Source organism: Bacillota bacterium (assembly GCA_013178125.1).
Classification (GTDB): Bacteria; Bacillota; SHA-98; order Ch115; family JABLXJ01; genus JABLXL01.
In genome coordinates, this window is record JABLXJ010000002.1 from 307,543 (window position 1) to 320,439 (window position 12,897).

At 56.7% G+C, this 12,897-nt stretch carries 10 protein-coding genes; all 10 read left to right on the plus strand.

Annotated features, from left to right (window positions below):
* The first annotated feature begins 129 nt into the window (after nt 1-129).
* The 10 genes from HPY71_03710 to HPY71_03755 all read left to right on the plus strand — a co-directional run bounded on the left by HPY71_03710 (nt 130) and on the right by HPY71_03755 (nt 12,762).
* Nucleotides 130-2,529, plus strand: coding sequence for a glycyl radical protein (locus HPY71_03710; GenBank protein ID NPV52613.1), 2,400 nt, complete (start codon nt 130-132; stop codon nt 2,527-2,529).
* A gap of 96 nt (nt 2,530-2,625) precedes the next feature.
* Nucleotides 2,626-4,200, plus strand: a complete 1,575-nt coding sequence (locus HPY71_03715; GenBank protein NPV52614.1) for a carbohydrate kinase — start codon at nt 2,626-2,628, stop codon at nt 4,198-4,200.
* A gap of 24 nt (nt 4,201-4,224) precedes the next feature.
* Nucleotides 4,225-6,699: a glycyl radical protein gene (locus HPY71_03720; GenBank protein NPV52615.1), complete on the plus strand. Its 2,475-nt coding sequence runs from the start codon at nt 4,225-4,227 to the stop codon at nt 6,697-6,699.
* An 89-nt stretch (nt 6,700-6,788) separates the two neighbouring features.
* Complete coding sequence (locus HPY71_03725) at nt 6,789-7,784, plus strand: ROK family protein (protein NPV52616.1); 996 nt, start codon at nt 6,789-6,791, stop codon at nt 7,782-7,784.
* 117 nt (nt 7,785-7,901) lie between these two features.
* Nucleotides 7,902-8,603, plus strand: a complete 702-nt coding sequence (gene rpe, locus HPY71_03730) for a ribulose-phosphate 3-epimerase (GenBank protein NPV52617.1) — start codon at nt 7,902-7,904, stop codon at nt 8,601-8,603.
* A gap of 520 nt (nt 8,604-9,123) precedes the next feature.
* Nucleotides 9,124-9,996, plus strand: a complete 873-nt coding sequence (locus HPY71_03735; GenBank protein ID NPV52618.1) for an AAA family ATPase — start codon at nt 9,124-9,126, stop codon at nt 9,994-9,996.
* A gap of 1 nt (nt 9,997) precedes the next feature.
* Nucleotides 9,998-10,768: a GTP-binding protein HSR1 gene (locus HPY71_03740; protein ID NPV52619.1), complete on the plus strand. Its 771-nt coding sequence runs from the start codon at nt 9,998-10,000 to the stop codon at nt 10,766-10,768.
* Nucleotides 10,749-11,378, plus strand: coding sequence for a hypothetical protein (locus HPY71_03745; GenBank protein ID NPV52620.1), 630 nt, complete (start codon nt 10,749-10,751; stop codon nt 11,376-11,378). The genes HPY71_03740 and HPY71_03745 overlap by 20 nt, the downstream gene beginning before the upstream one ends.
* Nucleotides 11,368-11,616 carry a hypothetical protein gene (locus tag HPY71_03750; GenBank protein NPV52621.1) on the plus strand — a complete coding sequence of 83 codons (249 nt, stop codon included), beginning with the start codon at nt 11,368-11,370 and terminating at the stop codon, nt 11,614-11,616. Before HPY71_03745 ends, HPY71_03750 begins: the two co-directional genes overlap by 11 nt.
* A gap of 168 nt (nt 11,617-11,784) precedes the next feature.
* Complete coding sequence (locus HPY71_03755; GenBank protein ID NPV52622.1) at nt 11,785-12,762, plus strand: diaminopimelate epimerase; 978 nt, start codon at nt 11,785-11,787, stop codon at nt 12,760-12,762.
* Nucleotides 12,763-12,897 lie beyond the last annotated feature (135 nt).

Below are 12,897 nucleotides of genomic sequence, written 5' to 3' on the forward strand. Positions count from 1 at the left end.
AGGTTCCCTGCCCTGCCCCGGCGGCTTTCGCGTGGACGAGGAGCTCTGATGAGGAGCTCTCTGGCGGATAAGGAACTCTCTTGTGAATAAGGGGCTTTCTTTTGTATAAAGAAATGGAAGGGATGCGGAATGCCCACTCTTCATAACCCCGGCCGGATTGAGCGGCGGGTGCAGCAGCTGAGAGAGCAGGTATGCAAGATCTCGATAGAACGGGCGCGCCTTTTTACCGCCTCCTACCGGGAGACTGAGGGCGAGCCGGCGATCATCAGGCGCGCAAAGGCGGTCGCGAAGGTGCTTCGCGAGATGAAGGTCATGATATACGATGACGAGCTCATCACCGGGAATCGCTCCGTCTGGCCGCGGATGGGCGTCCTGTCGCCGGAGATGGCGGTCGAATGGATAGAGGAAGAGCTCGATTCATTCCCGGTGAGGCCGCAGGACCCATTCGAGATCACGGAAGAGGAGAAACGCGAGCTGCGCGAGGACATCCTGCCATACTGGAGGGGCAAGACGCTCCAGGACTGGATAAGACGGGAGATGCCTGGACATGTAATGGATGCTTCCCTCACACAGGCCTTCAAGCTAAATCAGACGGATAAGGGGCAGGGCCACGTGCTGGCAGACAAGGCAAAGGTGATCGAGCGCGGATTGTTGGGGATACGCGAGGAGGTTGCGGAGCGTCTCGAGATGCTTGGGGTGCGGGGGACGCCGGGGCTGGAGGACGCGGAGGACCTAGAGGAAGCGTCGAGACGCTGTTTCTACGAGGCCGCGCTCATAGTCCTCGATGCCGCCTGCGAACTCGGAAGGCGTTACAGGGATGAAGCGCTCCGCAAGGCGAGCCAGGAGAGGGATGAGCGGCGAAATAGGGAGCTTTTGGAGCTGGCGAAGGTGCTGGAACGGGTGCCCAACTATCCGGCGCGGACATTCTGGGAGGCTCTGCAGTCACTTTGGTTAACTCATATTATATTACAATGCGAATCGAATGCCAGCTCAATATCGTTTGGCCGGATCGATCAATATCTTTATCCATATTATAAGCATGATATCGCTGCAGGGCTTATCACGCAGGAGGATGCCCAGGAGCTCCTGGACTGCTTCTGGATCAAGTGCAACGAGATCGTGGCCGTAAGGAGCCGGGAGAGCGCGAAGCACTTTGCGGGCTTCCCCATAAATCCGTGCGTCACCGTGGGCGGACAGGGGGAAGACGGCCAGGACGTTACAAATGAGCTTTCATTCATGTGCCTGCAGGCGATTGCGGATGTGCGTATGCCCCAGCCCAATACCGCCGTGAGGTTGCATACGAGGACGCCCGATGAGCTCCTGGTAAAGGCGGCTGAGGTAATCAGGCTAGGGATAGGGATACCGCATTTGTATAACGATGAAGTTGTGATTCCAGCCTTGCTAAACAGGGGGGTGACGCTCAGCGATGCCCGCAACTACGCCATAGTCGGATGCGTTGAGATATCGATACCTGGCAAGACATACGGGCTCCATGATATAGCGCTATTTAACCTGGTCAAGGTCCTGGAGCATACAATGAAGGGCATGGTTCCAAAGGGCACGGTTTCAACGGTTTCAATTGGAGGGCCAGACGGAGCTCCAGCCACTTTTGAGGAATTTGAACAGGCCTACGAGCGACAGACCGAGTATTTTGTAAAGTGCGTCGCAGATGGGTGCAATACCGTCGATAAGGCTCACGCGGCTGTGGCGCCTACTCCGTTCTTGTCGTGCCTCGTTGAGGACTGCGTCGGCAAGGGCAGGGATATCACCGCCGGGGGCGCGCATTATAATTTCTCGGGCGTCCAGGGTATAGGGATAGCAAACGTCGCCAATTCCCTGGCGGCTATTAAAAAGGCGGTCTTTGAGGAGAAGTGGGTCACCTGGGAGGAGCTTATGGGGATTCTCGATAGGAATTACGACGGGGCGGAGGAGCTCCGGCTGAGGTTATACAACAGCGTCTCGAAATACGGCAATGATGACGAGTATGTTGACCGGTTCGCCGCGAAGTGGGCTCGCAAGTACTGTCTTGAGCTGGAGAAGTATGAGAATTCCCAGGGCGGCAGATTCCAGGCGGGCATGTACAGCGTCTCGTCGCACGCCCCCCTCGGCCAGGAGGTCGGGGCGACACCTGACGGCCGGCGGGCTGGCGAGCCGCTTGCGGACGGGGGGATCTCACCCGTCAGGGGCACGGACAGGAGGGGGCCGACCGCTGTGCTCCGCTCGGCGGCCAGGATCGATCACGTGTTATCCTCAAACGGGTCGCTCCTCAATCTCAAATTCCTCCCGTCCACGCTGGAGGGGCCGAACGGCATAGCGAAATTTGTCACATTCCTCCGGGCCTTTGTTATGCTGAAGGTGGCCCAGGTGCAGTTCAATGTGATATCCTCTCAGACCCTGCTGGATGCCCAGGCCCACCCCGAGAATTACAGGAATCTCGTTGTTCGCGTGGCCGGATACAGTGCTTATTTCATCGATCTGAGCAAGGATATCCAGGATGACATCATAATGCGGACGGAGCAGTCGCTCTGACAGGATGCTCTGCCAGGGCGGTATGGCAGAATTGCTGGTGCTATAGGGGCGCTCTAGCAGGGTGCTTTGACATGTTTGACATGGTAGATGATATGGGTGCGGGGTGACGACGAAAAGGCCATGTATCTCCTTGGGATTGATATAGGCACTACAAATTGGAAAGTAACGTTATACGATGAGAACGGGGGGGCTGTGGCGGCGTTCTCCAGCCCGACCGTGGTTCATAGTGATAGCGCAGGGCGGGTGGTCTATAACCCGGACGAGATCTGGGCTACTGTAACTGCGGGTATCCGGCAGGTGCTGAGCCAGGTGAAATATCCCCAGGACGTCAGGGCTATAGGCGTGGCAAGCATGGGCGAGGCCGGGGTTCTCATCGATAGGCGCGGGCAGTGTCTTTACCCTGCCATGGCCTGGTATGATCCGCGGACCGCACCCCAGCTCGAATGGTGGGTTAGGACCTTCGGGCGCTACGAAGTCTATGAGATTACAGGCCTGCCGCCGCAGCACATAGCAAGCATCAACAAGATCATGTGGCTCCGTGATAACGAGCCCGAGGCTTACACCCGCGCGGATAAATGGCTGTGCCTTGCGGATTTCGTCACATATAGACTGTGTGGCGAGTGCGCCATGGACTACTCGCTGGCCTCGCGGACCATGGTATTTGATTTGCGGCGCCGCGAGTGGTCTCTCGAGATGCTCGAGCACGCGGGGGTAGAGGCCAGTCTATTGCCCCCGCTTCGTTTGAGCGGGACGCCGCTCGGCCATATCACCAGGCAGGCTCAGGAAGAAACGGGCCTGTCCCCTGGCACCATCGTCGTGGTTGGCGGTTATGATCATCTCTGCGGCGCCTTGGCAGGGAACGCCTTTACGAGCAGCTCCATGCTGGATTCGGGTGGCACCTCCGAGGTCCTGCTGAGCGTCGTTGATGCCGGTTCTGTGAACATAGGGAACGCCCTCTGCGATGCGCAATTCGCCTTTGGCGTTCATGTGGTGAAGGATGCCTATTATATAGCAGGTATATTGCCAGCGTCCGGAGGTGTTATCGAGTGGCTGAAGGACCAGTTGGCGCATGAAGAGCTCGAGCGTGCAAGGGAGACTGGCGCAAGCATATACCAGGTCATGGCTGATGAGGCATCTTCGAGCCCGCCCGGCGCGCGAGGGGTTTTCATGTTGCCTCACCTGAAGGGACGCGTTTCCCCGTACTGCGGAGAGAAATCGAGGGCTGCATTTGTGGGCCTATCATTCTACCACGACCGGCGCGATCTATTCCGGGCCGCTTTGGAGGGCCTCTGCTATGAGCTCCGGTTTAATCTCGATGCCATGAAGGAGCTCGCGCTGATCAGACCGCCCCAAAAGATGCAGGCGATCGGGGGGGCGGTCCGAAATAAGTTATGGATGCAGATGAAAGCGGACATGACAGGCGCCGTGATCGAGGTGCCTGATGTGGAAGAGGCTACAACGCTGGGCGCTGCGTTGCTCGCCGGGATAGGGAGCGGCATTTACCGAGATGAGCAGGATGCGATCCAGCGTACATATAAAATAAGGGAAGTATTCCACCCGAATCCTGAGATGACCAGGAAGTATGATCTTTATTTCCGCCGCGTCTATAAACCGCTGGCAACCTCTCTGGATGGGGTGAATGCGGATATTGCTGATATCTTCGATGTCTAGCCTGAGGTGGGAGTGAATATAGTTATGGCCTCGATAGGGACAGCTGTTGTGAGGGTGCAGGAAAACGGGATCGAAATCAAGGATAAGGATAAGGACGGAGCTATCGAGCACGAACATGAAACCAGGATCCAGAGGTTGCGGCGAAGCGTACTCTCTGCGGTTCCTGAGGTTTGCAGTGAGCGGGCGAGGCTCGTTACAGAGGCATACGCGGAGAACGAGGCGGACCCCATGATTATCCGGCGCGCAAAGGCCCTTGCGAGGGTGTTGCGCGAGATGACCATCTTCATCCTGCCTGACGAGCTGATTGTCGGGAACCAGGCGTCCAGGCCGCGGAGCGCCCCGGTATTTCCCGAGTACGCCTGGGAGTGGATTTATAACGAGCTCGACGACTTCGACAAGAGAACGAGCGACCGGTTCTCGATAAGCGAGGAATGCAAGGGAGGGCTCAGGCGGATACTGCCACAGTGGAGGGGCAGGTCATTATATGATCGCGTTATGGCCACCCAGCCCGACGAGGTCAAGCTCGCGACGAAGGTCGGGGTGTTTGACTGGGAGGGGCAGGCTACAGCCGGCGAGGGACACATCGTCGTTGATTTCAGCAAGGCACTGAGACAGGGTTTCGCGGGGATTATAGAAGAAGCTCGGGAGGGATTGAAGGTCCTGGATCTCGCCGAGCCTGATAGCCTCAAGAAGCGCGATTTTTACAGGGCTGTGATAATCGCCTTCGAAGCCGCGATACACTTCGCCAATAGGTATGCCGCCGAGGCCCGTCGCCTGGCCTCGATAGAATCCAACCCGCAGCGGAGACTCGAGCTCCTGGAGATCGCGAGGGTGTGCGAGAAGGTCCCGGCGCAACCGGCCGGAAGCTTCAGAGAGGCGATCCAGACCGTCTATTTCGTGCAGCTGATCCAGCAAATCGAGAGCAACGGCCATTCAGTTTCCCTAGGCAGGTTTGATCAGTATATGTATGAATACTATTCGCACGACATACGGGATGGGAGGATCACGCGCGAGGAAGCGCTTGAACTCGTAGGATGCTTCTTTATAAAGCTTTTTACCATAACCAAGCTGCGCTCTGCATCGCATTCGAGGACCCAGTCGGGGAACCCGATGTACCAGAATCTCGTCGTCGGCGGCCAGACGCCGGAGGGCGCGGACGCCACGAATGAGCTATCCTACCTGTGCCTCGACGCCCTGGCCGGGGTCAGGTTCCCCGAGCCGAATTTCTATGTGAGGCTTCATGACAATTGTCCTGATGACTTCTTGCTCAAGGCCATCGATGTCATAAAGATGGGTTTCGGCATGCCGGCCCTTGTAAATGATAAGGTCATAGTGCCTTCGTTGATGAATAGAGGGGTTTCGCTGAGGGATGCGCTCGACTACTCGACTATGGGCTGCCTTGAGGTTCAGGTTCCCGGCAAGTGGGGCTACCGGGCCAACGGCAAGAGCAAGGTCAACTTCCTGAAAATACTCGAGCTCGCGCTCAATAACGGCCGCGACCCGGCGACGGGCATCCAGCTGTGCCCCGGTAACGGTGACCTCTCGACGTTTAAATCCTTCGATGACGTAATCGAGGCATGGAAGAAGCAGCTATACTACTATACGCACCTTCATGTCGTCGCGGACAACATCAACGACTTGGCCCTTGAAGAGTTGGCGCCTAACGCATTTTGTTCCGCACTGGTAAACGATTGTCTCAAGAGGGGTAAGTCGTTAAATGAGGGCGGCGCGGTCTACGACATGACGAGCGGGGCTCAGATCGGGGTCCCGAACGTCGGCAATGCGCTCGCGGCCATCAAGAAGCTCGTATTCGAGGAGAAAGCCATAAGCCCCGGCGAGCTCAAGGCTGCCATCGATAGCAACTTCGAAGGCCAGCACGGCGAGGAAATCCGCCAGATGCTGCTGAATAAGGCGCCGAAATATGGCGAGGACGACGATTATGTCGATTCCCTTACCCGTGAGGCTTTCAGCTATTACTGCCAGGACATAGAGAGGTACAAGAACATGCGCTACGGCCGGGGGCCGATCGGCGGGAATTACTACCCGTCTACTGTGACGATCTCAGCCAATGTGCCTGCGGGTGACGTGGTGGGCGCTACGCCCGACGGGCGGAGGGCTGGCACACCGACCGCTGACGGCGTATCCCCTTCCCAGGGCACGGGAAAGCGCGGCCCAACCGCGGTTATTCGCTCGGTCGCCAAGCTGCCGACGCTGCTGGTCACAGGGGGCCAGCTCTTGAACCTTCGGATATCCTCGAACCACCTCGACAGCAGGGGAGGGCGGGAGAGGCTGGCCGCTTTGATTCGGAGCCTTTTTGGACTCTATGGGTGGCATGTTCAAATAAATACCGTATCTACTGAGGTTTTGCGTGACGCTCAGAAACACCCGGAGAATTATCGCGACCTGGTCGTAAGAGTCGCCGGCTATAGCGCGTTATTTACCGAGCTTGATCCCGTCTTGCAGGAGGATATCATATCGCGCATGGAGCACGATATATAGTTACAGTCCGGTTGATTCATGGTTTCCATAATCAATTTTCATAATCGATTTCTACGGCGATTTCTGCAGTCTATAAGGGGAAGATAAGAATGGCCCAAAAAGGAAACCAGAAGGGAAAGAAGTATGCGATCGGTATAGATCTGGGAGGAACGAAGATAGCTGCCGGGATAGTGGACGAGGCCGGGCGCATCTTGAGCCAGGCGCGGCGCCCGACCGGAGCTGAGGAGGGTTACCGCGCCGTTATAGGCAGGATGGTGGATGCAATAAAGGCGGTGTCTGTGGATTCTGCTGTGAGCCTCGCCGAGGTGGGTTCCATTGGCGTCGGCGTCCCCGGGACGCCCGATTTCTCTGATGGAACGGTCATCTTTGCGCCCAACATCGGGTGGCGCGACGTCCCCCTTGGCAGGCTTCTCCGTGAGGAGTTCGGCCTGCCAGTATATGTGGATTATGATACCAACGCGGCGGCCCTGGGCGAATATATGGTTGGTGCCGGCCAGGGGGCCAGGGTCCTTCTCTTTGTGACGGTCGGCACCGGTGTAGGTGCAGGCCTGGTTTTTGGCGGGAAGCTCTTCAGGGGGGCCACGGGGATTGCTGGTGAGATAGGTCACATGGTCATGAATAAGGACGGGCCTCCATGCACCTGCGGGAATACAGGTTGCCTGCAGATGTTCTCTAAAGGACCTGCGCTGGTGGACCGGGCCGTCGCCCGGGCCGCCCAACTCGAAGGCGAGGGGAAAGGCGGAGCCACGATCCTACGGGAGCTCCAGGCGCAACACGGAGTCCTGACAGGAGAGATGGTGATCCGGGCTGCCAGAGATGGCGATCCCGTGGCCCAGGAGGTCTTCGAGGAGGGCGTCCTTTACCTTGGGCTTGGGATCTCGAACGCTGTCAGCCTGCTGAACCCCGATGTAGTCGTGGTCGGCGGGGGGATCGCCAAGGCGGGGGATATGTTGATGGAGCCCCTCGTTAAGATTGTAAAGAAAAGGAGTTATCCTATGGCAGCCGAGTGTGTGGATGTCAGGCTTTCCATGAACTCCGAGGAGGCCGCGATCGTCGGGGCCGCCATGCTTGAGGCGACCTGGTAGAGCGTCCGGTAGATAGGTTAACGACGCTCTTAGCGACGCTATAGATTGGCGACGCTGTAGGCTGGCGACATTAATAATTAATATTATATAAACTGATGTATATTGCAGGTGAGGATATTGAGGAAGGTAAAGGTTGGCGCCTCGCTTGATTGCGCTGATTATGGGAATTTGCAATCAGAGGTCGAAAAGCTCGAGCGCGGTGGGGCGGAGCTGCTTCACTGCGACGTCATGGACGGGCATTTTGTCCCGAATTTCGCTATCGGGACCCGGTTAATCCGGACCTTGAGGGATAAAAGCCGCCTTGTTTTTGACATTCATCTGGCTGTCGATGAGCCCGAGCACCACATCGAGCGCTTCCTCGAGGCGGGCGGGGACATTATCACTGTCCATGCGGAGGCATGCCACAGGCTACACCAGATCGTGCGCCACATCAGGGAGCGCAGCGGCAAAGCCTGTGTGGCCTACGCCCCCTCGACCCCGGTAAACGGCATAGAATATATCCTCCCCGAGATAGACATGGTCCTCTTGATGACGGTCGACCCCGGATTCCCGGGGCAACGCTTCGTCCCGGGGGTCGTTCGCAAAGTCGAGCAGGTCCGCAGGATGATCGAGCAGGAAGGCCTGGATATCGATATCGAGGTTGATGGCGGCGTAAATAAAGAGACCATACCGCTCCTCTACAGGGCCGGCGCCAATGTATTTGTCGCCGGAACATCGAGTGTCTTTAATGGCCTAGAGGATACGGAGACGGGGATGAGGAGATTTAGGGCCTTTTGTGAGAGCCTCGAGAAGCCCCACGAGGAGCCCCAGGGTTTATAGATCGAATGGCCTCTTCGGCCAGCTACCTGCCAACATCCGCAGGAGGAGACCTAACTTTATGTTGTATGTCCCCGGTCCCGGCGAGAGGGGCCGGGGTATTTTTTGCGCTGGAGATGGAACCTCTAGGGTTACCCAGGAATATAATGCAAGGTAACCGGGATTCTATGCGGAATAGAGGCGCGCCCACCTGGCCCGCATGCGACAATTCTCCATCGAAATTATCCATCATTATACATATTATCCATCTCAACCATCAACTATCTATCGCAGGCAGTGCGGGCAGTCAGCGCTTCGTGCGAAAGGACTGGTGAACTCGATGAACGCCAGCAATGACGCTAAGTCCGGCGTCACCGCCAATTCATATAACGCCAGTTCATCCAGTTCAAACAGTTCAAATAGCAATCTACAGGGCAATCTGAATGGCAACCTGCATACCAATCTACGCGACATAGATGCGGTGCTCTCGGCCTTCGAGGACGGGCGCCTCACCCCTGCCCAGGCCTTCAGCCTTTTTAGAGAAATGGGACCGCGGTTTGAGGTCCCGCCGGGCCCGGGCCAGGATGTTGAATCATCGAGTGCATCACGCCTGAGAGAGGCCCTGAACGAGCTCGATAGCCTGATCGGGCTCCATAGCGTCAAGAACCTCGTGCGGGAGATTCTGGCATTTGTCCAGATTCAAAAGAAGAGGGCCAGGCAGCAGCTTGCGACTGAGCCCCTGGTGCTGCACATGATCTTCAAGGGTAATCCCGGCACGGGGAAGACCACCGTTGCCAGGATACTGGGGAAGGTATTCAGAGAGACCGGTGTCCTCGAGCGGGGGCATCTCATCGAGGTGGAGCGCGCAGACCTGGTCGGGGAATATATCGGCCATACGGCCCAGAAGACGCGTGAACAGATTAGAAAGGCCCTGGGCGGCATATTATTTATCGATGAGGCCTATTCTCTCGCGAGAGGTGGGGAGAAGGATTTTGGGAAGGAATCCATCGACACGCTGGTGAAGGCGATGGAGGACTACCGGGACCGGTTCGTCCTGATCCTCGCAGGCTATTCGGAGGAGATGAATTACTTTATACAAACCAATCCCGGGATAAGGTCGCGTTTTCCGATTCATATCGACTTCCCAGATTACCTGCCTGACGAGCTCATACAGATCGCCGAGCTTATGCTGAAAAAGAGGGAGTACAAACTGGACCCCTGGGCGAGGAATCATCTTTACGACATATTGACCCGGAGCGTGCCGCGCTTCGATCACAACGCCGGAAACGCCCGCCTCGTCCGCAATATTATCGAGAGGGCCCTACGGCGTCAGGCCGTGCGGCTGATCGACAAGGAGAACCCCACTCGCGAGGAGTTAATGACGATCCGGAGGGAGGACATCGGGGAGGGGCTCTAGCATGAAGCGCTGTTTAGTCCTGGGAAAGCCCAACGCTGGCAAGACCCTTTTCGTGCTGCACTTCGCTGAATTCCTCCGGGCTAGAGAGGTAACAGTCATGTTCCAGGAGCCCGTTGTCACCCTGCAGCACCCACAGAAGGGGACTGGCGCTGACTCCAACGGCCATGCCGGCCCGGCGATTTCCGGTGGCTCGGGCTTAGTTACTAGCTCAGGCCTAGTTACCAGTTCAGATCCGAATGCCATCGGCCGCGATCCTGGTGCAGGCTCCAGCCCCAGGGCCTCCAGGTCTTTAAGGATATATAAGATCCAGGATGCTGTGCGCGATCTCACGGGTCCATGTCCACACACGACCAGGTGTCTACAGTCTATAATCCTGCAGCTCCCGGCGGGCAAGGGTAAAAAGACTGTGGAGCTAATTGATACCAGCGGCTTGACTGACGGCATTCACCAGGATGCCGGGATAAGGCGGGCAATGTCTCAGACCCTCTCGAGCGTGCGCTCGGCGCACATAATCCTGCACATTATAGATGCGTCCAAAGTCGATAGAAGAGGCGCTGTCGAGGCCTTGGGCGATGTCGATTACCAGGTAGCCGCATTTGCCCAGATGCGGGGCGGCTACTATATACTGGCGAATAAGATCGATCTCCCGGGCGCAAGGGACGGCGTCAAGAAGATCAAGGAGGACTTCCCTGGCCACATCGTCATTCCCATCTCTGCCCTTTACAAAGAGGGTTTCAAGGAGGTCAAGGCATTTGTTCTCCGGGAGCTTTGAGGCCTTTTCGCTCAGATCCCTGTCCGCCGCCCTGCTGGCCGGGGTCGCGATCAAACTTATGGACGACTACATTGACCGCGAGGTTGACGAGATTTGCGGGAAGTATTCATTTGCCCTCACGCTTGAGGGCGCCCTCGTTCCTTATGCGCTCTTGTGCGCTGCCCTGGCATGCGCGCTCGACAGCTCCCTTGCGAGTTCGTTGATTATCGGGAGCTACATCGTTGGCATGTTGCCGGACCTGGACGAGGTTTTCCCGTCCGGGCTCAACGCCCGCCTTGAATCCATTGTGGTTGGACTCTTTGGCGTGATCCTCCTGGGGTGGAGGGCAATTTTATCTTCGATCGTCTTGATGTCCGGCGTCCAGCTTATTGACGACATTGTTGATTACCTGCACGAAGGCGCGATAGTGGGGCGCAACTACGCCAAGGCATTTGGTTGTCTTGGGACCGGAGCGGCCGCTCTTGCCTCCATGATGCTGGGTTTCATCCTGGATAGCGGCAAGACGATTACTGTAATGGCAGCCTTTTTGGTGTTGACTGCAGGCGAACAGGTTCTGGTTGCCAGACTGACAAGGCTGAAGAGAAGGGGATGGGCCACCCGTGACAGTTGAGGTTGTGGTCCTGCTCGCTGTCGTGGCGTTTCTCGCCGGATACATAATTGGACACAGGCATGGCGCTCTTGAAGGCTACAGGGTGGGGTCGATATTTGCCCCGCTGGAACTCCGGCGGCAGAGCCTCGAGCGGGGTAGGTGTATAATATGTGGTATCGGCATGAAAGACCCACAGACAGGCGACAATGCGAGCGGCACGCGACAGGGTCCCGGCGGCTTGCGGGCAGGCTGGGGGTAGAATCGGTTAAAAATCACCCAAATGGGTGATTGAAAATCTTGTTCCTGAGATGGTATTCTATATACATAAATGTTATATGATCAGTATATGATCAGAATTCTACCCGTTATCTCATTCAACGGTTGAGGATTGGTAACCCAGGGTGAATCACAGGGGGCTAAGAGATAAATGCAGCTGGATTTCATAAAGATGCATGGACTCGGCAATGATTTCATTGTAGTTTGCACGCTCGAGGCGGGGGGTCATGGAGTCGCTGGGAGCACCGCCGGGGATACGTCTCCGGATAAGCCGGAAGATATATGGGACCATGGGTCTCTGAGGAACCTGGAAACTATGGCAACGGAATCCCTGGAGGCATTCTCCCGTGGAGTCTGCGACAGGCACTTTGGGGTCGGTGCAGACGGTCTAGTCTTGATACTGCCCTCAACGAAGGCGGATTTCAGGATGAGGATCTTTAATTCCGATGGCAGCGAGGCCAGGATGTGCGGCAATGCCATAAGGTGCGTGGCTAAATATGTTTACGAACGCGGGATCTTCACAAAGTCGTCTCTCAAGGTTGAAACCCTTGGCGGCATCGTTGAGCCGACCGTGGTCACTGACGGCGAAAACAGGGTTAGCGGTGTGACTGTTGATATGGGACAACCAGTCTTTGCCACGAAAGATATACCGTGTGAAGTGGGTTGTGATGAGGCGATTATGTTGAAGAGGACATTTGGACAAGCCAGCAACCCCATAGAATTTACCATTACCTGCGTCTCCATGGGAAACCCTCATTGTGTTATCTTCGTCGATGATGTTGATAAGGTGGATTTGGAGTCGGTTGGCCCGCTCATCGAGAATGATTCCATCTTCCCCCAGCGTGTGAACGTGGAATTTGCCCATGTGGAGGGGCCCGAGTCGATCCGGATGCGCGTCTGGGAACGGGGGGCTGGGGCGACGCTTGCATGTGGGACGGGGGCCTGCGCGACCCTGGCTGCGGCGGCAAGGGTGGGCCTCTCAGGGAGGTACGCAAAGCTCCACCTCCCTGGCGGAGTGCTTGATATCCGGTGGGCCCAGGATAACCACATTTATATGACGGGGCCCGCCGAGGAAGTCTTCGCAGGAAGGCTGAGCCCGGACTGGCTTGAGGCCCGGCTACCGGGGTAGCTTACTAGCTTACTAGGTTAGCCATTTGTTTCCAGCCCGGCAAGGCAGGACAGTGCAGTGCAGGACCTATAGGGGCGGGGTATAACGGCGTATGATAGGGAGTATATGGAACAAGAACATATGAACATATATTAT